Here is a 21507-nt window from a genome sequence, read left to right as displayed (position 1 = left end):
TTGGGGCTTTTTTATTCCTCTGTAAACGTTTGTGCTTTTGAATACACACGCCATTTTTCGATACATTCCTGTAAATCTTGAGGAATTGGCGTATCAAATCGTAAAAATTCCTTTGTGATGGGATGTTCAAATCCTAATGTTTTTGCGTGAAGCGCCTGTCTTGGCAACACTTTGAAACAATTATCGACAAACTGTTTATATTTAGTAAAAGTCGTTCCTTTTAAGATAGAATCACCTCCATAACGTTCATCATTAAAAAGTGTGTGACCAATGTGTTTCATGTGCACACGAATTTGATGTGTTCTTCCTGTTTCTAATTGGCACGAAACTAAAGTCACATAACCAAATCGTTCTAAAACTTTATAGTGTGTTACTGCGTGTTTTCCTTTTTCATCACTTTCATGAACAGCCATTCGCATTCTATTTGTATCATGACGACCTATATTTCCTTCCACAGTTCCTTCATCTTCTTCGATATTTCCCCAAACTAATGCAACATATTCTCTTTCCGAAGTTTTCTCAGCAAATTGTTTGGTCAAATAGGCCATTGCGTGTTCGGTCTTGGCTACTACTAGCAAACCTGTGGTATCTTTATCAATTCGGTGAACTAAACCAGGTCTTTCCGAACTATTCATTGGTAAATTCTTAAAATGATATGCTAATGCATTCACCAAAGTTCCCGAATAATTTCCGTGACCCGGATGTACAACCATTCCTGCTGGTTTATTGATAACCAACAATTGATCATCTTCATACACAATGTCCAATGGAATATTTTCGGGTGTTAGCAATTGCTCGTAAGTTGGGTGTGCCAATACTAAACGCACCACATCACCAGCTTTTACTTTGTAATTGGATTTTACCGCAACATCGTTCACTAAAATCGAACCATTTTCTGCTGCTTGTTGTATTTTATTTCGGGTTGTATTTTCAATCATGTTCATCAAAAATTTATCCACTCGTAAGGTCGATTGTCCTTTACTTGCTTCAAAACGATGATGTTCGTATAACTCGTCTTCGAGTTCGGTTCCTACATTATAATCCGCCATCTTCTTCTTTAAATTCTACTGGTTCTGTTACTCCTTCTTCTGCAGGTGGCAAAGTATCTGCTGGTTCTTCTGAACTAAAAGTTTCTTCATTAAACACTTCTTTTCCATCACCTAATACAAAATCCAATGTTGAACTTTTCTTAACCTTATCTCCTGCTCTTAAACGTCTTCCATTTTGGTAGATTTGTAATACCACATCTTTCGCAATATGCGGTTTGTAAGTAATTTTTCCTTCTTTTAACGTTAATGATTTTATCGTAGCCGAAATTTGTCGGAACGTTTTATCTTTGAATTCTGGAATGGTAATATCCGTAAATTCACCAGCATTCAATTTTACATAAACTTTTCTACCGTCTTTTACTAAACTTCCTGCTTTAGGATCTTGTTCTAAAATAGTAAAAGGAGGAAAATCGGCATTAAATTCTACTGTATCCAATAAAAATACTTCTAAATCCAATTCGTTAAGTTTTTCTTCAGCTACTTCTAGTTTCATTTTAGATAAATCAGGCACTTTGATTTCCTGACCATGATTGGTTCTAAAATCTAAAAATTGGATTACCAAAAAAGTAAAACCCACAACTATTGAAGCGGCTAAAAAAGCTTGAGTAAAAAATGTTCTACTAGTTAAATATTTAAATAAACTCATACAAAATGATATTTTGACAAAGATATAAAATTCAAAAAGAAATTACGATGCAATTCATTTTCATTTCTTCACACATTTAAAACGAATGAATTACAAAAATATTTCTTTGGTAATCGAATAAAAGAACGTAAAATCTCAATAAATAATGTAATTTTGTGTATCACTTTTAGAATTTCAAAATGAAAAACGTTGCCATTATCATGGGAGGTTACTCTAGCGAGTACAAAATTTCGTTAACTAGCGGAAATGTTGTGTTTAACAATATTAATCGTGCTAAATTTAATCCGTATCGCATTCATATTTTTAAAGAAAAATGGGTGTATGTGGACGAAAATGATGCCGAATTCCCTATTGATAAAAACGATTTTTCAGTAACAATTAATGGAACAAAAATCAATTTTGATGTGGTTTTTAATGCGATTCACGGAACTCCAGGCGAAGATGGTTTGATGCAAGCGTATTTTGAGTTACTAAATATTCCACAAACTTCTTGTGATTATTACCAAGCAGCGCTAACGTTCAACAAACGCGATATGTTATCGGTTTTAAAGCCTTACGGAATCAAAACAGCAGAATCGTATTATTTGAATTTAGGTGATGAAATTAACGTTGATTCAATTTTAGCAAAAGTAGGATTACCTTGCTTCGTAAAACCAAATAAATCGGGTTCGAGTTTCGGAATTTCGAAAGTAAAAACTAGAGAAGAATTTCTTCCTGCTATTGAAAACGCTTATAAAGAAGACGACGAAATCATTATTGAAAGCTTCCTTGACGGAACAGAAGTTTCTGTTGGAGTAATCAATTATAAAGGAACGATTACGGTTTTACCTATTACCGAAATCGTATCAGAAAACGACTTTTTTGATTACGAAGCGAAGTATTTAGGCAAATCAAAAGAAATTACGCCTGCTAGAATTTCGGACGAATTAAAAACAAAAATCGAAACGGTTGCCAAAAGAGCCTACGAAGTATTAAAAATGAAAGGTTTTTCGAGAAGTGAATTCATTATCGTAAACAATGAACCGCATATGTTAGAAATGAATACGATTCCAGGTCTAACCACTGAAAGTATTCTTCCACAACAAGCTCGCGAAGCAGGAATTTCATTACCGGAATTATTTGAAAACGCTATTGAATTGGCTTTAAATAAGTAAACTATGAAAAAAGCAATATTTCCAGGTTCGTTCGACCCAATTACCAACGGACATTTCGATATTATCAAAAGAGGCGTTTCTTTATTTGATGAAGTAATTGTAGCGATTGGTGTTAATGCTGAAAAAAAATACATGTTTTCCTTAGAAGATAGAAAACGATTCATCGAAGAAGCTTTTAAAGACGAACCAAAAGTTAAAGTCATCACCTACTCTGGTTTAACAATCGATTTATGTAAAAAAGAAAAAGCGGATTTCATCTTACGTGGACTTAGAAACCCAGCTGATTTTGAGTTTGAAAAAGCTATTGCTCATACCAATCGTGTCATGTCGAAAATAGAAACCGTTTTCTTATTAACAGCGGCTAGAACTTCATTCATTTCTTCAAGTATTGTGCGTGATGTGTTGCGAAACGGTGGCGATATTTCTCAATTGGTTCCGGAATCGGTTTTGGATAAAAAGTAATTTTTTAACCACATAGAAACATAGATTTTTAAAAAACACTAAAAAGGTGTTTCACTAATTGAAGTAAACATAGACTATGTAATCATTTATGATCTATAAAAAACTCACTTACTATGTTTCTATGTGGTTAATTACTTTTAATAATTCATACTTAGCATTCAAACATAATCAACTTCTCCTTTACAATTAAATCCGAAAAGTGAAATTCGGTTTTTATCCATTCCAATGTTTTGGGTTGATAAATGAAAACATGAGTAAAATCATCTTTGTAATACCAATTTTCAAAAGGTTTTTGGTTATTGAAAACTTCTGTTTTACAGTATAATTTTCCTTTAGGAAGTAGTAAACTTTTCAGCAATTCAAATTCTTTGTAAGGCTGATGAAAATGCTCCATTACTTCGCAACACGAAACGTAATCGTATTTTTGATTTAAAAGTGCTACATCATTCGCAAAGAACAAATCATAATTCTGCACTTGATAGTCTTTATCCGTCAACATTTTAGCAATTACAGGACCTGTTCCTGAACCGAAATCCAAACCTTTAGCTTCTGGAGAAAAATCTTGTAAAACAGCATTTACAATAGGCGAAACAAAGTTTTGATAGCGCTCATCATAAATATCATTATTGTGTTTTTCGTAATGTGCTTTTTCTTCTTCAGCGGTTAAAAAAGTATGTTTTGGTCTGAAAATACCATCGCAAGTATCACATTTGTAAAACAAATGTTTTGGCTTTTCGCAGAAAAGCGTTGCTGCTGAATTACAAAGTGGGCAATTATGCGAAATCATTTACTCTTCCTCCTTCTTAATCACCTTTCTTGCTACTTCAATTTTATATTTCTTCCCTTTCATTTTTTCGTCTTTGATGTTTTGCAATAAAGATTTAACTTTTGGATATTTCACCGCTACAAACGAAATAAAATCTTTGACTTCAATTAAGCCTAAATCGTCTTTTTCTAGTTTTCCTTTTTGAGAAAAGAAACCTACGATATCAATTTTATTCAGCTTATTTTTCTTTCCACCACTGATGTAAAGCGTTTGATATAAAGGCGCTTTGGGTAACGATTTCGCATTAGAAACATCTAATCTGCGTTTGCCATAATCAAAATAATCGGCTTTCTTTTCGGTTTCGTTTACCAAAACGTAAGCTGTTCCGGTGGCTAGCATACGAGCCGTTCTTCCGTTTCTGTGTGTAAATTCGTCTTCTTTGGCTGGTAAATGGTAATGAATTACGTGATTCATTTCTGGAATATCCAAACCACGCGCGCCTAAATCGGTCGTAATCAAATAGGAAACACTTCCGTTTCTGAACTGAATCAAAGCACGTTCACGTTCGTCTTGGTCTAATCCACCATGATAAAACGTGGAAATAATACCTTTTTGAGTCAACATATCATGAATGCGTTCCACCGCTTCTCTATGGTTACAAAAAATTATCGCAGCTTCTGAATTTAAAGAGCAAATCAACTGAAACAACGAATCAATTTTATCTTTGGATTTCGAAAATACGATGCGAACATCTAAATTATCGTTCTGTTTTTGGTTCGGAATAAAATCGATTACTTTCGGATCAATTACTTTGATATATTTCGGAATTTCCACACCAGAAGTCGCAGAAACTAAGATGCGTTTATTAGCTCTGGTAACTTTCCCAATAATATAAGACATTTCTTCATGGAAACCCAATTGCAACGATTTATCAAATTCGTCTAACACATAGGTTTTTATGTTATCCGTAGCAAAACTTCCACGGTCTAAATGATCTGCAATTCTTCCTGGTGTTCCAATTAACAATGCTGGTGGATTACTTAAATTATTGATTTCGATATCAATCGAATGGCCACCATAACATGTATTGACTTTGTAATGTGTGCCCATTTTTTTCCAAACTTGTTCAATTTGCAAACCTAATTCGCGCGAAGGCACTAAAATCAAGCATTGCACACCTTTTACATCTTCTTCTAATAATTGGAAAATAGGCAATAAAAACGCTAAGGTTTTCCCCGAACCTGTTGGAGAAAGCAATAAAATATTATCTTCATTCAAAATAGCTTGTTGCGCTACTTCTTGCATTTTGTTTAAACTTTGAATACCAAGATTCAATAGTAAATTGTTGGAATATGGATTTTGACTCATGCGGCAAAGATAAAGCCAATTATTTAAATAAGTGATTAATTGCCACGGATTACACAGATTAGCACGGATTATTTCTATAAAACAATCTAAAATCCTTTTAATCCTTTAATCTGTGGCTAAAAATAATTATACATCAAAAAGATTCTTTATTTTTGAAAATCAAATACAATTCAACTATGCGATTCCTAAAAATAAGTTTGCTTTTCTTGTCGATTTCTGTGTTTTCACAAAACAATTTTATCACACCATTTGAACGTGGCAATGGCAATCAATCCACTACTTATGAAGAATGTATTGCGTTTTATGAAAAATTAGACGAAAGTTTTGCGAACATCCAAATGATTCACAAAGGCACCACCGATAGTGGAAAACCTTTGCATTTGGTACTTTTTTCAAGTGAAGGCAAATTTGATTTTGACGAATATTTTACTAAAAATAAAGCCGTAATTTTAATCAACAACGGCATTCACGCAGGTGAACCTGACGGAATTGACGCTACGATGATGTTGATGCGTGATTTGGCTATGGGAAAAATAAAAACAGCTAAAAACACTTTAATTGCTGCTATTCCGGTATATAGTGTTGGTGGAATGTTGAATCGAAATTCGCATTCGAGAGCCAATCAAAATGGTCCTGAAGAATATGGTTTTAGAGGGAATGGGCGCAATTATGACTTGAATCGTGATTTTATTAAATCGGACACTAAAAATTCAAGAAGTTTTCAAAAATTGTTTACCGAATTAAATCCTGATATTTTCTTAGACAATCACGTTTCTAATGGTGCGGATTATCAATATACATTTACTTGTATTACAACCCAACACGAACGTTTGGGAAACAAATTAGGCAATTATTTCATCAACGAATTGTATCCTTCGGTTGTGAAAGACATGAACAAAAAGAAAATCGATGTGGTTCCATATGTGAATGTACACAGCACCACACCTGATAAAGGTTTTGAGCAATTTACCGATACACCAAGATATGCGACAGGTTATTCAACTTTATTCCACACTTTAGGATTTGTTCCCGAAACACACATGTTGAAAGTCTACAAAGAACGTGTGAAAGTGACTTACGAATTTATGGTCAGCACGATACATTTTGCAGATACAAATTGGCAAAAAATCAAGCAAATGCGAAAAGAAGCGTTGAACGAATATCAAGCTGGAATGCAATATCCGTTGGATTGGGCAATTGATTCAACCAAAGTATCTTATATTGATTTCAAAGGCTATCAAGGTGGTTACAAACCAAGCGATATTTCAGGAAAAGACCGCTTGTTTTACGATAAAAGCAAACCGTTTACCAAGAAAATTCCGTTTTATGGGAATTATAAACCTTCGAAATTCGTAAACATTCCAAAAGCGTATATTATTCCGCAATCGCAATGGCAAGTGTTGGATATTTTGAAATTGAACAATATCAATACGCATCGTCTTCAAAAAGATACCATTATTGAAGTTGAATCATATAAAATTGAAAGTTATCAAACCTCAAAATCGCCATACGAAGGACATTACGCGCATTACAATACAAAAGTTTCCAAATCCACTCAAAAAGTGAAATTTTTCATGGGCGATTATGTGTTTTACACGAATCAACCCGGTGTGAAATATTTAGTTGAAACCTTAGAACCAGAAGCGGTGGACAGTTATTTCAATTGGAACTTCTTCGACCCTATTTTACAACAAAAAGAATATTTTTCGAGTTATGTATTTGAAGATTTGGCGAAAGAATTTCTAGATAAAAATCCAAAAATAAAAGGCGAATTAGAGCAAAAGAAACAAAACGACAAAGCTTTCGCTGAAAACGGTGCAGCGCAATTAGATTGGGTGTACAGACAATCGCCTTACTATGAGAAAGCGCATTTGCAGTATCCGGTTTATAGAGTGAATTAAACAAAAAATCAAATGATGTTAGCAAATATTGCTCTGTTTATAGTTATTGCTTTGGCAATAATTTATATCATTTACGATTCCAAGAAGGCGATTAAAGCAGAAAATAAAGTTGAGAATAATACAACCGTAACAAAATCTCAAATACAAAAAAATAAAAGTTATAATGAAGATGAAACTTTGTTATGGGAAGAAGAATATTTAATGATTGAAATTATTCCGGCAATAAATTATGAGTATTTAGTTGATAAAAATATTGATAAAAGCAAAGCATTATCTAGTTACACAAAATTTAAAACCGAAACTTTAAAAATTGAGATTAAAGAAATTACAGAGTTTTTAGAAAAAATTGGAATTAATAAATATAAAAAAATATCTTATCTAGGAATTGGTGATATTGTGATAAATGATTGCCGAAACACAATTGCTTATGGATATTTAGGCGACACTATTTTCATAGAGCATAAAGACGATATTGTTAAAAACATTTGGTTTGTTTCAAACAATAGAGATACAAAATTAAATACTGAAATTGTAAATTTACTAAATCAAATTGGATCTAAATACGATTTACTTCTAGTTGATAATTATCCTGTTACCGAAAAAATTGTTGATTTGAAAATTATTGATGAAATAGAGTCATATTTCAAACGAAATAAAGAAATTTTATTTACAAATTAGGTCATTTTTTATTACTAAATTCAATATTGAAAAGTATAAAAGTAAAAACGTTAAATACTAATGAAACTAGGTAATAAAGATATAATGGTTTTTTATAGTAAATACTTCTTGCAAAATGATATAAATTAACCAAGGGTAAAATAAAAAGCAATCCAAAAAAAAGTATCCCTAGTGATGAACTAATTAAAGCATTTGAAATTTTTAAATCAAATAAAAAAATTGATAAAATTAAATTCAAAATACTTAAAATTAATAGCTTGTATTTCATCATTAAAACTAATTCTTTCATAAATCATTTCTAAACCACCTTCTCCGCCTCAAACAACAATTTAATATTCTCGTACGAGTTCTCCAATAAAAACTTAATATCCTTTGGATTCACCCATTCTACACGTTCAATACCTTCATCAGCTTGACCTTGAGGTGTGCCTTCGTATTTGGTACGCATTTCAAACCATTGTGTAATTTTTAGTTTATAGCGACCATTTCTTTTGAAAATATGGTAAGTTCTTTGTAGTTTTTCGGTGATGGCTAAACCAGTTACGCCCGTCTCTTCTTCTACTTCGCGCATGGCGGTTTCTTCAATGGTTTCATTTTTTTCGGTGCCGCCTTTTGGTAAATCCCATTTGCCGTTTCTAAAAATAAAAAGCACATCGCCGTCTTTGTTGTAAACCAATCCACCACCTGCTTTTTCCACAGGTAATTTCGCACGAAGTGTTTTCATGATTAACTTTTCATCGGGATGATACAGAAACGCTTTCTGAATTTTATTCTGAAAAATTTTAACAATCAACTTCTTGATATCAACACTTTCCAATAAAAAAAGTTTGAAATCGGTCTCCTTTTGAACTTGATTTGTCAAAAAAAGTGGCTTATCGTTCACAAAAACTTTATACATTTGCAATATGATTTTTAACAACAACACAGCACAACAAACAGCCGAATTGCTTTTACAAATAAACGCAATTAAATTAAATTCTAAAAATCCTTTTACGTGGGCTTCAGGCTGGAAGTCTCCGATTTATTGTGATAACCGCATAATCCTTTCATTTCCAGCGGTTAGAAATTATATTCGCGATGAATTTGCCAAACATATTGAAGAAAAATTTGGCAAACCCGATGTAATTGCAGGCGTTGCAACTGGCGCAATTGGAATTGGTATACTTGTTGCAGAAGCAATGGGACTGCCTTTTGTATACGTTAGACCAGAACCAAAAAAACACGGAAGACAAAATCAAGTGGAAGGTTTCTTGCAAAAAGGACAAAACGTGGTAGTCGTAGAAGATTTAATTTCAACAGGCGGAAGTAGTTTATTAGCAGTTGAAGCTTTACGTAACGAAGGTGCTAACATCAAAGGAATGGCAGCGATTTTTACGTATGGTTTTCCAGTTTCAAAGGAACGTTTTGAAGTAGCAAATTTAGATGTTTTCACGTTAAGTAATTACGAAAACTTATTACAAAAAGCGGTTGACAAACAATATGTTTCAGAAAATGAATTGGAAACATTAAGCGCTTGGAACGCAAATCCTGCTGAGTGGAATTTAGAAGTTTAATCTGAAACAAAATACCGGTTAAGCGAAAAACCTAAAACTTGAAACAATAACAAACAAAAAAACATATGAACTTAGAAAGTCCAAAAGTAAACGTAGCAAAATCGGCTGAATATTTATTCAACGCTTTGAACGACGTAAAGAATTTCGAGAAATTAATGCCTGAAAACATTGCAAAGTTTGAAGTAATCGATGAAAATTGCTTTGAATTTGGTTTAAAAGGTATGCCAGAAATTAAATTGGTTAAAAAAGGAGGAACTCCAAATTCACAAATCGTTTTAGGAGCGGCTTCAAGTAAATTGCCTTTTACCTTAACTGGAAACTTAAATGCAATTGACGCTAATAACACCGAAGTACAATTAGCTTTTGAAGGTGATTTCAACCCAATGATGGCCATGATGATCAAAGGACCTATCACAAAATTTATTGAGACATTGGCTCAGAATATGGAGAAATTGTAGTTTCCTGAATAATTTATTGAACACGAATTGCATGATTTAATTGATGTAATTCGTGTTTTTTTTTATTTTATAATTTCGTAAACAACGTTATATTTTTTCTTTAAAGGATTTTTGATTAAAACTCTAATCTTAAATTTTGAGTTTGACATACAAGGTTCCTCAGAATCATTCTTTAAGAAAAGTGTTAATTGATTATCATTAATTTTGAAATCAGCTATAAAATGATCGCATGCATTTCTATTCATTAGAGCGGAAATATAAATTACATCTTCGATATAATTAACTTGAGGATTATTTAGTTCATATAACTCTGATTCTTTTTCATCATTAATATCAATATCTTTAATTAATTCATAATCAAAATACAATAAGTTTTCATTAATTATTCGTTTCTTTTCAACTTCTTTTATTTCTACTTCTTGAACAGAATTATTACATGCAGATAAAACAAATACAAGAACAATAAGAAAATTTTTAATCATAATTATTTATTAGTTTATACTGTTTTCAAAGCTTCCACCAACAAATCAATATCTTCTTTTGTATTGAAATGACTGAGTGAAATTCGTAAACTTGGCTTTTTTGTCTCTTCTGGAGATAAAAATTCGGATAAAACGTGTGATGGTTTGATGCTTCCGCTTTGGCAAGCGCTTCCACGTGAAACGGCAATTCCTTTCATATCTAAAGTAAATAACAACATTGAAGTCTTTTCTTCTGATAAAGGCAATTGAACGTTTAAAAGATTATAAAACGTATTTTCTCCGTTGATTTTTACCTCTGGAAACACTTTTCTTAATTCCGAAAAACAGTAGTTTTTTAAATCAGAAATGTAATTGGTGTCGTTTTCTAAATTCGCGCAAGCTAATTCAAAGGCCTTTGCCATACCAACGACTTGATGTACAGCTTCGGTTCCGGCACGCATGCCTTTTTCTTGCTCGCCTCCGAAAATCATCGGTTGTAGCATGGAATTCTTTTTTATGAACGCAAATCCGATTCCTTTTGGACCATGAAACTTATGCGCACTTGCTACTAAAAAATCAATTCCCAACTCTTGTACATCTAAATTCGTTTTTCCGATAGATTGCACTGTATCGCAATGAAAAAGTGCTTTTGCATACTTGCATAGCTCCGAAACACGTTTGATGTCTAAAATCGTTCCTATTTCGTTATTTACGTGTATTAATGATACTAAAGTTGGAACTTCTAAATGCAATTTATCAGCCAAATCATGGTAATCAATATTTCCATTTGGTAAAATGGTGATATATTCAACTTGAATTCCGAACTCCTTTGCTAGATGTTCGACTGTATGCAACGTTGCATGATGCTCGATTTTAGTCGTGATAATGCGTTTAATTCCTAAATCCTTAACAGCGCTAGTTAGAATCCAATTCGTCGCTTCTGTAGCACTTGACGTGAAGATAATTTCTGAGGCTTGTGCATTTAGTAATTTCGCAATGGATTTACGCGATGATTCCAATAAAGTCTTAGCACTTCGACCAAAACTATGAGTAGAAGATGGGTTTCCAAAATCGTTTTGAAGTACGTTCATCATCGCAGTTATAACTTCTGGATGAATAGGCGTAGTTGCGGCGTTATCTAAATACACTTTTCTCATACGGCAAAGATACAAATCATTTTATTTTAGAAATCTTAAAATCAATTCGTGTTGAAATTAACAAACTTTAGCAAATTAATAAATTAAAACCTTTATTTTTGTTGCACAAATTAGATGAATACATGAAAAAACTTATAGTTTTAGTAGCCTCAGTTTTTATGCTACAAGCCTGTGATGACGGGGATATTACGTTAGAATCTTTTAATTTTGATACGGTAAACATTCAAGAATGCACAGATAATAATTTGATTTTCAAAATCAATGGAAATGAAATGTTGTTACTCAATATTCCAGAATCGAGTTTTCCAACTGATGAAACTCCCGATGGTAGTCCTGAAATAATTGATGTAAATTCAACTAATCAAATTATATACAGAATTTATTCTGGAACAGTAACAGATGATAGTATTTGCGATTTAATTCCACCTGCAAGTCCAACTGTTCAAGACGAATGGAATGCCACTGGTGGAACAATTGAAATTATTACGGATAAATTATTTGCTTCAGACGGTGTAACACAAATAGGTCTTACTCATAATATCAAATTCGTTAATGTAAACTTTTCTGGAAGTTCCAATTCGTTTAGTTTTACGGAATATAATTTTGGAAATTACGAAACGAATTAATTTAAATTTCAATAAAAATAAAAAGGACTATTCAAATTTGAATAGTCCTTTTTTTATTTCTAGAAGGGAAATTGAAATAATATTTTAAATCAAAATCTTACTTCACATTTTGTTTAATATAAACTTCGGTTGCTCCCAAACCATATTTTTGATAGTTCGCATCTTGGAACGAAATGGTGTCATAACGTCCCAACATAAAATCCAATTCGGCTTTCAAAACACCTTCACCAACACCATGAATAAAGACCACTTTTGGCATTCGATTTTTGATCGCAAAATCGAGTTGACGTTTTGCGGTTTCCATTTGCAAAGTGAGAATATCGTAGTTGCTCATTCCGCGTTTTGAAGGCACTAATTTTTCAATATGCAGATCAACTTCTAAGACAAATTCATCCTTACGAGAACGCTTTTCTTTGACAAAACTACGCTTTTTTGGTTCTTCTTTATCTTTTAAAACTGAACCTAAACTTTGAGTAGAGAAAAAACCACTTAACTCATTGGAATTGTTTATTTTAACTAACTCGTTGACAAAAAATGTCATCACAAAATTATCGGTAGTTTCTACCGAAATTTCATTGTTTTGAACCTTAATTACTACTCCAGAAATGTCGTCGTCTAAAACTGCGACCTTATCTCCTATTTCAATTTTTTGTGTCATTTTCTTCTTCGTTTTCTCCATCATTTTTAGATGGAATTTTCTTCATCAATCTAAATAATCCAAACATAAAAATAGCCATTGCTCCTATCATAATAAATCGATTTGGAGCCGGTTTTGATTGTTCGATCATAGCAAAAATTCCAACTGCCGCGAACATCAAGATGTATAAAAATTGCTTCATAATTTTTTCTTTAAAATACAATTTTCAAATGTAGTCTTTTAAAAGTCAACAAAAAAAACCAATCTTATTTTTAATAAAAAACACTTCTCAAAAAGTTTAAAATTGGTGACCAAATAAAATTAATAACAACTCATTAACAAATCGTTCACAACACTTTTTTTGAGTTTGGCACAGCAATTGGAAATACCTAAACAAGCAACAAGTTTTAGAAACGAGTTTTAAAATAAAGTTGCCCAACTTTAAATTGTTGTATCATGAAAAAAATTACACTTTTAGTAGTAGCCAGTATCCTTCTGGTAGGGAACATGGCTTTAGCGTCAGAAAACCCTGTTTTTTCTGACAACACAAACAGAAGAGGTTATTACATCGATTATAGAGATGCAGAACCAATTATCTTCAAAGAACGCGGTATTGAATTTATGTTGTTTCCAAATGGAGAATTTGATTTCAACACAAGACCAGCGGTTAGACCAAGAGTCAACGGAACAAGTGGTGCTCCAAGAGGAATGTACTACGGAACTTCTGAAAGAGGAATCCGAGTTGAACACGATAACTTTGGTAGAGTAAGACGCGTAGGAAATGTTTACATCAACTACGACGCTTTTGGAAGAGTAAAACGTATTGGAACTATTTATATGAGCTATAACAGTTTTGCTGTAACTAAAGTAGGTAACATGCGAATAGTTTACGACAGAAGAGGACGAATAGTAGATGTATATGGTTTTATCAACCACGCTAACGGCGGATATAACTACAACCCAGGAACTCATTACTCAGGCGGAAATGGTGGTTATGGTTACGGAGATGATTATGGAGACAACTATAATGACGATGACTATTACTACTACAGAAAAGACGGTTCTAAAGCAAAAATGTCTGATGATGACGTAAAAGAAATCAAAAGAGAAACTTTAGAAGTTAAAAGAAAATAAAAATTGGTTGGTTAAGTTTGTTTTTAAATCCTGCGGATTCTGGGAAGATGAAGCAGGATTTTTTGTTTTAAAATTTTAAAAATCTTTATTTGGAACACAGATTGAAAAAATTAAAAAAATCTTTATTACTTCTTCAGAATTCTCTTGAAAATAGAGTGCATTACAAAATTAATATCCGAAGAAATCTTCAAATAATAACTCAATCCTAAATAGAAAATAGTTACTAAAATGGATTTCAAGATTATATTTATAAAAGGATGAAAACCGAAATCCCAGTAATAAAACACCCCAAAACTCACCATTGCTAAGACCAAAGCCACAATAGTATTCTTTGTAAACGGAAATAACTTCATTTTAAGCACTACGAAAAGTAATTTAGCTAAACTGTATAACGTAATCGAAATTAACGTTGCAATGGCAGCTCCATTCAAGCCATAAAGCGGAATGAATATCATATTTAGTGAAACCGTAAGAAAAACAAGAAACAATCCTAAAAACAAAACCGCTTGATAGTATTTTGAGTTGAAAATAATCGCATTATTGTTTCCTAAAACCAAATCAAAATACTTAGAAATTCCGATTAAGAAAACCACAGCAATTCCTTCACTGTAGCCAGCTGGTAAAACACTGTATAGTTCATTGATGTTCACCAAAATTCCGATTAAAATCAAACCACCAATGACTTGTAGCGTAATCGAAGACTTTTTATACAATTCATTTAGTTCGTCGTGCTTGTTTTCGCTCATTAATTTAGCCGTAATAGGATACGTAATTTGATGCATCGCACGACTTGGCACCGCAATCACAGTCGCAATAAAAATAGCAACCGAATAAAAAGCAATATTATCGATGTTGATATAAAAATTCAACATGAATTTATCGACATCTAACAGCATATTTGCCACACTTCCTGATAAGATGATAAAAAAACAATAAGTTAAAATTGCTTTGTAATTATCTGGGAAAACTAGTTTAAAATGAGGTAATTTCACTTTCATTGCATAAAAAAGCATTGTTAAAAGCGATAAAAAGTAAATTCCCATCAAGGCAAAAACAAATTGTTGCGGCGAAATAAAATCAAAATAAACAGCAAATAAGAAGATTGAAATTAAAATACGAAGCAAAACTTCTTTCACAAAACTGCCGTAAACCGATTGCAAATGTACTTTTACCCAAGCATAAAAAATCTCAAAATAACCCATGCAAAGCCCGATTACAGGAATTTGCCAAACGTAATCGTAAACAATTGGGTTTTTCTGCGATAATAATTCAGCAATTTGATGATAACCAAAATAACCTATCAAACTTACAGGAAGAATTATCAGTAAAGGTAAAACCAAAACAAAGGTAAGAAATTGTGATTTTTTCTCTTCGGTTTCGTATTCGTTGTAGAATTTTACCAAAGTATTATGAACTCCAAATGACATTAAAGGCATCATAATATTAGCAGCCGACAAAATAAACCCAACCAAACCATAAAAGGTATCGCCCAAAAATTGTCCGTACATAAACAAGGTATTAATCGCACCAATTCCAAAACCTATGTAAGTAATGATGGTGTTTTTAATTGATTGTTTGATGACAATTCCCATATTTTTAGTGAAAAAGTGATTAGTGATTAGTGATTAGCAGTTTGGCTAATTTTTCTGTCAATGATTTTCTGCTGTATTGTTGTAAACCAACTGGATATACTTTTAAATTATTTTGCTGAAACTGTTCGAAACAAGTCAGAATTTGTGCTTTTAAAGCTTCTAATTCGTCATATTTGAAGAAAGTTCCAGTATTAGTTTCCTTTATAATTTGAGCAAAATCAGCATTTTCAGGACCGATGGCGATTATTGGTCGCTCTGAAACCATATATTCAAATAATTTCCCCGGAATGATGCATTTCGTTTCTTCTGAATCGATTTCGATAAGTAACAATATTTGTGAACTTCGTTGTTCGATTATAGCTTCATCGTGAGGCAAATACCCCAAATGATTCACATATTTCTCCAACTTAAATTCTTTTATCGCTTGAAGCACCTCAGCACTCACCGCACCTATTAACTTTAATTGAAATTGTTTTTTGAATTCGTGATTTTCTTTGGTTAATTCTTTCAAAGCCTTCCACAAAATTCTTGGATTTCTAGCTGATAAAAACGAACCAATGTGTGCCAAAGTGAATTTTTCGTCCAATGGTTTTTTATTCACTTTTTCCACATCATAACCATTCGTAATCACTTCGATTGGTTTTGAAGTAATGGCTTCAAATTCTATTTTTGTGGTTGGAGACGTTACTAAAAGTTGGTCACAAGTCGTCATGACTTCCTTTTCTAAATCTTTGTGCTTTTTAGCCGCCCAAGAACTTAATTTTAATTGTTTGTGATAGCCAATAGTTGTCCAAGGATCACGAAAATCGGACAACCAAGTGATGTTTAGCTCTTTTTTTAATTGTAAACCAATCAAATGCAAACTATGTGGCGGACCCGTTGTAATTATCGTATCGATTTGATTTTCTTGAAGATATTGTTTCAAAAACTTAACCGAGGGTTTTACCCAAAAAACTCTCGCATCTGGAATAAAAACGTTACCACGAATCCATAGCATTGCTTTTTCTACAAATGATTGCTTTTTTTGATTCGGAATAATTCCAGAACTGATTTTTTTAGTCTTATTCTTAGAAAAAACAGAAGCTAATCCGTAAGGTTCAAAAATCGGTTGTTTGATGATTACTGCTTTTTCCGAAACTTCGCCCATTAATTTCTCATCAAGCAACGGATACGTTGGATTTTCTGGAATATAAACGTGAGGTTCGATATTAAAATCAGGTAAATATTTAACAAATTTCAACCAACGCTGTACCCCTGGACCTCCTGCTGGTGGCCAGTAATACGAAATGATGAGTATTTTTTTGGTTTTCAAAATTCAGTTAAGGTTCAATATTATCATTTAATTTTCCTAGTTCTTCTAAATCTAGTTGATCCTTGAGTCTGTTAGTTGCTTTTTTTGCAATGACTAGGTTTTTATAATCAATAAAATTAACAGGAATATCGCCTATCATTACAATTGTAGCATCAGACAAAAGAGAATCAAATGATTTATCCTCCAAACCCTTCATAGAAGTCATAACATCTAAACGAAGTCCAAAATCTAATGTGAAATCTGTCCAACCTGGAATAAATTGCATCGTTTCAATAGATTCAAAATCTCCAATACCAATATCTACAAATGCTTTTCTAAGATTCTTCCTGTTTTCAATCGAATCTTCTATTAAAATATCTAAATCTCCCGTATTTCTGTTATAACCGTAAATATTGACAGCAAAACCACCAATAGTGATGTACTTTACATTATGTTTTTGAAAAGATTTCCAAATATTTAAAATTTGTGCAATCATTTCTTAAGGGAATATATTTTAGTAGCATTTTTTAAAGTATAAGAAAGCTCAATAATAGCCATCAATCGCTCTAATCGTTCTACATAAGAGAGCGATTTTATTTCAGCTATTCGCTTAGCTTCTAACTTTTCGGGTTTATCGTGATTCAATTTTGCCTCCATTTTCTTTGATAGATATTCTTTCAAATTTACAAAATATTCAAGTTCAAAAATCAAAAATCGTTAATCTTGAATCTTTTTCTTTCTCTCAAAATAAACTCCAGCTCCAATCAATAAAAGCATTCCGATTGAACTCATTAACGCAATAGTGCTTCCAGTTTTCACCACTTCTGGTTCAAATTTGAATTCTATAGTGTGTTTTCCTGCTGGGATTTGTAAACCTCTTAAAACGTAGTTTGCTCTTAACATTGAATCTCTCTCTCCATTAATATATACATTCCATCCATTTTCGTAATACATTTCAGAGAAAATAGCTATTCCTTCATTAGAATTATTAGAAATATATTTTAAATAATTAGGCTTATAGCTTACTAATTTAATTTGAGCAAGTGAATCAACTACATAATCTTTTTTAAATACTGGTTTAAAAAATGGTCCAAAGTCAGGATTATTGATTACTGCAACTTTTTTATTATCCAAACTATCCAACGCTTTCATTTCTTCGTTTGCAGATTTTACTAGCTTAATTTTCTCAACAAACCAAGCATTTCCATTAGCTGCTGGATTGGCTAAAGCTAATTTTTGTCCGTTTTCATCGGATTGAATAACGTATTTTACGTTTAACATATTTAATACACGAACGTTATTTTTAGCGATTTGGTAATCAAATAATTGTTGCATTCTTCTTGGTTTTGCGGCATGATAACCACCGATTGATTTGTGGAAAAACGATGTTCTTGCACTACTCATTCCGCCTTCTACTTCAAAAACTCGGAAATGTGTCGTATCAGCTAAAATTCTTTGGTCGGCTTCCGTAGGTTCAAATGGCATATCTACTTCTCTTGCACTTTTGAATTGGTCAGGATTATTACTTACATAGCGTTTATCAACCATAAACAAGTCGAAAACCATTAAAACTCCAACTATAATAATCGCTGTAGTTTCTTTCATCATGTTTTTCACGAAAAGGAATAGAACCACAAATGTTAATCCCACAAACAACATTGAACGCAATACATCAGAAGTATAAAGTGCTTCGCGGTCTAATTTTAGAGTTCGAATGAATTCATCTCCATACGCTTGTGCGTACATAGCATCGTTAGCTGAAGAGAAATTAAAAGTTTCTTTTATTAAAAATAAAACCACTAAAAGTCCAAATGTAATCGCTCCAGATTTCCAAAGTGCATTCCATTTAGCTTTTTCATCATCTTGTTTAAAGAATTGATATAATCCTAATATGGCTAAAGCAGGCACACACAATTCTAAAATTACTTGAATAGAAGAAACCGCTCTAAATTTGTCATATAACGGAACATAATTGATAAAGAAATCAGTCAAAATACTGAAATTCTTACCCCAAGATAACAATAATGAGAATACAGCTCCCGCTAAAAATAAATATTTAATATTTCGTTTTTCAACAAAAAAGGCCATTACAAATAAGAAAAACACCACTACTCCTATGTATGCTGGTGCCGCAACAATAGGCTGTGCTCCCCAATACGCTGGTGCGTGTTCTACAAATCCTTGCACTTGATCAGCTGGATAGCCTTGTGCTACAAAATTTTGATAGGTTTCAGATTCAATTCCTAAATTTTCATTGTTAGAACCTCCAAAAAGTCCAGGTGCTATTAAGTTTAAACTTTCTGCAACTCCGTAACTGTATTCGGTGATATATTCATACGACATAGCATTGCTATCCGTTTTTGGAGAACCATCAGGATTGAAAGTTAATTCACTATTATTTCGTGTTGAAAACTTAGCATATTCTGACGTTGCCATCAAATTCGTTGCATTAGTTCCGATAGCTAAAATTCCTGCAATGGCAAAAACGCCAAATATCTTTCCTAATTCTTTGAATTCTTTATTTTTAATTGCAATAACTACATAATAAACAGCAATTATTGCCAATAAAAGCAATAAATAATACGTCATTTGGAAGTGATTCGCATTAATTTCTAATGCAGCTGCTATCATGGTAAGCAAACCTCCTATTATATATTTTCGTTGGAACACCAATAAAACTCCCGCAACAACCATTGGCATATAAGCAATAGCGTGTGCTTTAGCATTGTGTCCAACTCCTAAAATAATGATTAAATACGTTGATAATCCAAAGGCTAACGCTCCGAAAAACGCTTTTAATGGATCTACTTTTAATACCATCAATAATACATAAAACCCTAAGAAATAAAGAAATAAATAATCTGCAGGACGTGGTAAAAAGCGTAAAGCATCGTCTAACATTCCGATTACGTCATTTGGATATTTTGCACCTAACTGATACGTTGGCATTCCTCCAAAAGCACTATTGGTCCAAAAAGGTTCTTCTCCAGTTTCTTTTCTGAAATCAATTTGTTCTTTTGCCATTCCGGTATATTGTACGATATCGGATTGGAAAATTTTTTCTCCTTTTAAAACGGGATAAAAATAAAATAGTGATACTAAGATAAATCCAACAACAACTAATAAATGCGGATAGAATGCTTTTATGTTCTTCATATTTTTGCTATAAATAAAGGTGCTAAAGTAACTAAAAAAAGGATATTGTAATAATATCCTTTAAGGTAATGTTGATAAACAAAGATTTATTTTACTTCTTCATAATCGATGTATTCTCCTACTTCTTTTTTTGGTTTTGGAGCTGTATTTGTCGATTGAGTAGTGTTATTGTATTGTTCTTGTTGTTGTCTGTACTGTTCTTGCATTTTTTCTTGCATCTTATTTACTGCTTTTTGCATTAAAATAGGAGCAAAAATTCGCATTAAAAACTTAAACAAATAATAAAACAGAATAATATAAAAAATAACCTTTATAGTTCCTGTAAGCGAAGCCATTTCCATGCTAATAAATTTTAAAATTCAAAAATACAGATATTGGTTGGTAAAACTTCAAATTTGTTTCTTAAAATTATGATAAAATAACTATTTTTGGAAATAAATCTTTTTCTATGAAATCAATTCAAGCACTTTTTATTTTAATCTTCGGAATTACATCACAAATTTCATTTGGGCAATTTACCGATGAAATCAACTCTAATCGTCCAGGAAAATCGATGATGGCATTTGCTGTTGGTAAGAAAATCATTCAAACCGAAGCAGGTGTAACTTATGTTTCTGAAGATCATAATTTGTTAGGATATGAAGCAAAAGGCTTTATGGGAGAATTAGCACTTAGATATGGTGTTTGGAAAGAAGAATTAGAGGTTATCGCTGAAATTCAGTATCAAAATGATAAACTGACTTCGGGTGCTTTCGAAGAAAAAAGAAGTGGTTTTAAACAACTGACTTTAGGAGCTAAGTATTTGATTTATGACCCATTTAAAAATTACGAAGAAAAGCCAAATTTATACAGTTGGAAAGCCAATAAAAAATTCAAATGGAGACAATTTATTCCTGCTTTTGCTATGTATGCGGGAGCTAACTTTGCTGTAGGAGAAACACCTTTTAATTATGCTCCGGCTACTATTGAAGAACCAAGTTTTAGTCCAAAAGTAACTGCAATTGCTCAAAATCATTTTGGAGGAAGATGGGTTTTAGTAACCAACTTAACGTATGATAAAATTGGAACTGACTTTGCTTCTATCAACTATATTTTAACACTAACAAGAGGCTTTAATGCTCAATGGTCTGGATTTATAGAAAACCAAGGTTATATGGGTGATTATTATAGCGATGGTGTTTTTAGAATTGGAGCTGCCTTTTTGTTTGATAAACACATGCAAGTGGATGCTTCAATAGGAAAAAACATAAAGGACACGCCTGGCTTATTGAATGCTGGAATAGGATTTTCATGGCGTTTTGCTGATCAATATCAAGAAGTTCAAATTGCAAAACCTGGAACAGAAAGCAAGACAGATAAAAAAATGAAGAAAAAAGGCGAAAAAGAAGCGAAGAAAAGAAAAGATGCAGTAGAATAAA

General features: G+C 32.4%; 24 protein-coding genes. 9 read left to right on the top strand and 15 right to left on the bottom strand.

All coding sequences use genetic code 11. The annotated features are described in order from the left end of the window. Positions 1–11 precede the first annotated feature (11 nt). Positions 12–1049: an RluA family pseudouridine synthase gene (locus B0I03_RS11275; protein ID WP_111567542.1), complete on the bottom strand. Its 1038-nt coding sequence runs from the start codon at positions 1047–1049 to the stop codon at positions 12–14. Continuing rightward, the gene (locus B0I03_RS11270; protein WP_111567541.1) at positions 1036–1695 is read right to left on the bottom strand and encodes a PASTA domain-containing protein; all 660 of its coding nucleotides are present in this window, start codon (positions 1693–1695) and stop codon (positions 1036–1038) included. The genes B0I03_RS11275 and B0I03_RS11270 overlap by 14 nt, the downstream gene beginning before the upstream one ends. A gap of 179 nt (positions 1696–1874) precedes the next feature. Here B0I03_RS11270 and B0I03_RS11265 point away from each other — a divergent pair, with 179 nt between their 5' ends. Both B0I03_RS11265 and coaD read left to right on the top strand, forming a co-directional pair. Further along, positions 1875–2849, top strand: coding sequence for a D-alanine--D-alanine ligase (locus B0I03_RS11265; protein WP_111567540.1), 975 nt, complete (start codon positions 1875–1877; stop codon positions 2847–2849). A 3-nt stretch (positions 2850–2852) separates the two neighbouring features. After that, positions 2853–3311, top strand: coding sequence for a pantetheine-phosphate adenylyltransferase (gene coaD, locus B0I03_RS11260; RefSeq protein ID WP_111567539.1), 459 nt, complete (start codon positions 2853–2855; stop codon positions 3309–3311). Positions 3312–3462: 151 nt separating this feature from the next. Here the strand turns inward: coaD and B0I03_RS11255 are convergent, their stop codons facing one another. Further along, on the bottom strand, positions 3463–4098 hold the full coding sequence (locus tag B0I03_RS11255; protein ID WP_245903028.1) for a class I SAM-dependent methyltransferase: 636 nt from the start codon (positions 4096–4098) through the stop codon (positions 3463–3465). Further along, the gene (locus B0I03_RS11250; protein WP_111567538.1) at positions 4099–5445 is read right to left on the bottom strand and encodes a DEAD/DEAH box helicase; all 1347 of its coding nucleotides are present in this window, start codon (positions 5443–5445) and stop codon (positions 4099–4101) included. Between the two features lie 176 nt (positions 5446–5621). On the opposite strand from B0I03_RS11250, the gene B0I03_RS11245 reads away from it, so the two are divergent. Together B0I03_RS11245 and B0I03_RS11240 are read left to right on the top strand one after the other, a co-directional pair. Next, positions 5622–7346: a M14 family zinc carboxypeptidase gene (locus tag B0I03_RS11245; protein ID WP_111567537.1), complete on the top strand. Its 1725-nt coding sequence runs from the start codon at positions 5622–5624 to the stop codon at positions 7344–7346. Between the two features lie 15 nt (positions 7347–7361). Beyond that, complete coding sequence (locus B0I03_RS11240; RefSeq protein WP_146603294.1) at positions 7362–8024, top strand: hypothetical protein; 663 nt, start codon at positions 7362–7364, stop codon at positions 8022–8024. Between the two features lie 298 nt (positions 8025–8322). Here the strand turns inward: B0I03_RS11240 and B0I03_RS11230 are convergent, their stop codons facing one another. Further along, positions 8323–8922, bottom strand: a complete 600-nt coding sequence (locus B0I03_RS11230) for an NUDIX hydrolase (RefSeq protein ID WP_111567618.1) — start codon at positions 8920–8922, stop codon at positions 8323–8325. A 7-nt stretch (positions 8923–8929) separates the two neighbouring features. Here B0I03_RS11230 and pyrE point away from each other — a divergent pair, with 7 nt between their 5' ends. Continuing rightward, positions 8930–9577: an orotate phosphoribosyltransferase gene (gene pyrE / locus B0I03_RS11225; protein ID WP_111567534.1), complete on the top strand. Its 648-nt coding sequence runs from the start codon at positions 8930–8932 to the stop codon at positions 9575–9577. Between the two features lie 65 nt (positions 9578–9642). Then, a complete protein-coding gene (locus tag B0I03_RS11220; RefSeq protein WP_111567533.1) occupies positions 9643–10035 on the top strand; it encodes an SRPBCC family protein in 393 nt (130 codons plus the stop codon). Between the two features lie 62 nt (positions 10036–10097). Here B0I03_RS11220 and B0I03_RS11215 read toward each other — a convergent pair whose 3' ends face one another. Then, complete coding sequence (locus B0I03_RS11215; RefSeq protein ID WP_111567532.1) at positions 10098–10517, bottom strand: hypothetical protein; 420 nt, start codon at positions 10515–10517, stop codon at positions 10098–10100. A 14-nt stretch (positions 10518–10531) separates the two neighbouring features. After that, on the bottom strand, positions 10532–11653 hold the full coding sequence (locus B0I03_RS11210) for a cysteine desulfurase family protein (RefSeq protein WP_111567531.1): 1122 nt from the start codon (positions 11651–11653) through the stop codon (positions 10532–10534). A gap of 122 nt (positions 11654–11775) precedes the next feature. On the opposite strand from B0I03_RS11210, the gene B0I03_RS11205 reads away from it, so the two are divergent. After that, positions 11776–12279, top strand: coding sequence for a hypothetical protein (locus B0I03_RS11205; protein WP_111567530.1), 504 nt, complete (start codon positions 11776–11778; stop codon positions 12277–12279). Between the two features lie 97 nt (positions 12280–12376). Here B0I03_RS11205 and B0I03_RS11200 read toward each other — a convergent pair whose 3' ends face one another. Then, positions 12377–12937 carry a Smr/MutS family protein gene (locus B0I03_RS11200; RefSeq protein WP_111567529.1) on the bottom strand — a complete coding sequence of 187 codons (561 nt, stop codon included), beginning with the start codon at positions 12935–12937 and terminating at the stop codon, positions 12377–12379. Next, positions 12921–13118 (bottom strand): hypothetical protein, encoded by a 198-nt coding sequence (locus B0I03_RS11195; RefSeq protein WP_111567528.1) that lies wholly within the window; start codon positions 13116–13118, stop codon positions 12921–12923. The genes B0I03_RS11200 and B0I03_RS11195 overlap by 17 nt, the downstream gene beginning before the upstream one ends. Positions 13119–13372: 254 nt before the next feature. Between B0I03_RS11195 and B0I03_RS11190 the strand changes: the two genes are divergently transcribed. Beyond that, complete coding sequence (locus tag B0I03_RS11190) at positions 13373–14050, top strand: hypothetical protein (protein WP_111567527.1); 678 nt, start codon at positions 13373–13375, stop codon at positions 14048–14050. 125 nt (positions 14051–14175) lie between these two features. Here B0I03_RS11190 and B0I03_RS11185 read toward each other — a convergent pair whose 3' ends face one another. From B0I03_RS11185 to B0I03_RS11160, 6 genes are all read right to left on the bottom strand, one after another. Then, positions 14176–15642: an oligosaccharide flippase family protein gene (locus B0I03_RS11185; protein ID WP_111567526.1), complete on the bottom strand. Its 1467-nt coding sequence runs from the start codon at positions 15640–15642 to the stop codon at positions 14176–14178. A 19-nt stretch (positions 15643–15661) separates the two neighbouring features. After that, positions 15662–16954, bottom strand: coding sequence for a glycosyltransferase family 4 protein (locus B0I03_RS11180; RefSeq protein WP_111567525.1), 1293 nt, complete (start codon positions 16952–16954; stop codon positions 15662–15664). A gap of 7 nt (positions 16955–16961) precedes the next feature. After that, positions 16962–17429, bottom strand: a complete 468-nt coding sequence (locus B0I03_RS11175) for a hypothetical protein (protein WP_111567524.1) — start codon at positions 17427–17429, stop codon at positions 16962–16964. Next, a complete protein-coding gene (locus B0I03_RS11170; protein ID WP_146603293.1) occupies positions 17426–17614 on the bottom strand; it encodes a hypothetical protein in 189 nt (62 codons plus the stop codon). The genes B0I03_RS11175 and B0I03_RS11170 overlap by 4 nt, the downstream gene beginning before the upstream one ends. Before the next feature lie 36 nt (positions 17615–17650). Next, positions 17651–20089, bottom strand: a complete 2439-nt coding sequence (locus B0I03_RS11165) for a YfhO family protein (RefSeq protein ID WP_111567522.1) — start codon at positions 20087–20089, stop codon at positions 17651–17653. An 86-nt stretch (positions 20090–20175) separates the two neighbouring features. Further along, a complete protein-coding gene (locus B0I03_RS11160) occupies positions 20176–20424 on the bottom strand; it encodes a DUF4834 domain-containing protein (protein WP_245903025.1) in 249 nt (82 codons plus the stop codon). Between the two features lie 113 nt (positions 20425–20537). Between B0I03_RS11160 and B0I03_RS11155 the strand changes: the two genes are divergently transcribed. Beyond that, on the top strand, positions 20538–21506 hold the full coding sequence (locus B0I03_RS11155; RefSeq protein ID WP_111567520.1) for a transporter: 969 nt from the start codon (positions 20538–20540) through the stop codon (positions 21504–21506). Position 21507 lies beyond the last annotated feature (1 nt).

This window comes from Flavobacterium aquaticum (assembly GCF_003259835.1).
Taxonomy (GTDB): Bacteria; Bacteroidota; Bacteroidia; order Flavobacteriales; family Flavobacteriaceae; genus Flavobacterium; species Flavobacterium aquaticum.
Note: the sequence above shows the minus strand (reverse complement) of the source record. Positions and strands in the feature narration are given on the sequence as shown.

Coding starts and splice junctions, on each gene's coding strand:
- B0I03_RS11275 (WP_111567542.1), bottom strand. CDS start 1,049: ATGGCGGATTATAATGTAGGAACCGAACTCGAAGACGAGTTATACGAA.
- B0I03_RS11270 (WP_111567541.1), bottom strand. CDS start 1,695: ATGAGTTTATTTAAATATTTAACTAGTAGAACATTTTTTACTCAAGCT.
- B0I03_RS11265 (WP_111567540.1), top strand. CDS start 1,875: ATGAAAAACGTTGCCATTATCATGGGAGGTTACTCTAGCGAGTACAAA.
- coaD (WP_111567539.1), top strand. CDS start 2,853: ATGAAAAAAGCAATATTTCCAGGTTCGTTCGACCCAATTACCAACGGA.
- B0I03_RS11255 (WP_245903028.1), bottom strand. CDS start 4,098: ATGATTTCGCATAATTGCCCACTTTGTAATTCAGCAGCAACGCTTTTC.
- B0I03_RS11250 (WP_111567538.1), bottom strand. CDS start 5,445: ATGAGTCAAAATCCATATTCCAACAATTTACTATTGAATCTTGGTATT.
- B0I03_RS11245 (WP_111567537.1), top strand. CDS start 5,622: ATGCGATTCCTAAAAATAAGTTTGCTTTTCTTGTCGATTTCTGTGTTT.
- B0I03_RS11240 (WP_146603294.1), top strand. CDS start 7,362: ATGTTAGCAAATATTGCTCTGTTTATAGTTATTGCTTTGGCAATAATT.
- B0I03_RS11230 (WP_111567618.1), bottom strand. CDS start 8,922: ATGTATAAAGTTTTTGTGAACGATAAGCCACTTTTTTTGACAAATCAA.
- pyrE (WP_111567534.1), top strand. CDS start 8,930: ATGATTTTTAACAACAACACAGCACAACAAACAGCCGAATTGCTTTTA.
- B0I03_RS11220 (WP_111567533.1), top strand. CDS start 9,643: ATGAACTTAGAAAGTCCAAAAGTAAACGTAGCAAAATCGGCTGAATAT.
- B0I03_RS11215 (WP_111567532.1), bottom strand. CDS start 10,517: ATGATTAAAAATTTTCTTATTGTTCTTGTATTTGTTTTATCTGCATGT.
- B0I03_RS11210 (WP_111567531.1), bottom strand. CDS start 11,653: ATGAGAAAAGTGTATTTAGATAACGCCGCAACTACGCCTATTCATCCA.
- B0I03_RS11205 (WP_111567530.1), top strand. CDS start 11,776: ATGAAAAAACTTATAGTTTTAGTAGCCTCAGTTTTTATGCTACAAGCC.
- B0I03_RS11200 (WP_111567529.1), bottom strand. CDS start 12,937: ATGACACAAAAAATTGAAATAGGAGATAAGGTCGCAGTTTTAGACGAC.
- B0I03_RS11195 (WP_111567528.1), bottom strand. CDS start 13,118: ATGAAGCAATTTTTATACATCTTGATGTTCGCGGCAGTTGGAATTTTT.
- B0I03_RS11190 (WP_111567527.1), top strand. CDS start 13,373: ATGAAAAAAATTACACTTTTAGTAGTAGCCAGTATCCTTCTGGTAGGG.
- B0I03_RS11185 (WP_111567526.1), bottom strand. CDS start 15,642: ATGGGAATTGTCATCAAACAATCAATTAAAAACACCATCATTACTTAC.
- B0I03_RS11175 (WP_111567524.1), bottom strand. CDS start 17,429: ATGATTGCACAAATTTTAAATATTTGGAAATCTTTTCAAAAACATAAT.
- B0I03_RS11165 (WP_111567522.1), bottom strand. CDS start 20,089: ATGAAGAACATAAAAGCATTCTATCCGCATTTATTAGTTGTTGTTGGA.
- B0I03_RS11160 (WP_245903025.1), bottom strand. CDS start 20,424: ATGGCTTCGCTTACAGGAACTATAAAGGTTATTTTTTATATTATTCTG.
- B0I03_RS11155 (WP_111567520.1), top strand. CDS start 20,538: ATGAAATCAATTCAAGCACTTTTTATTTTAATCTTCGGAATTACATCA.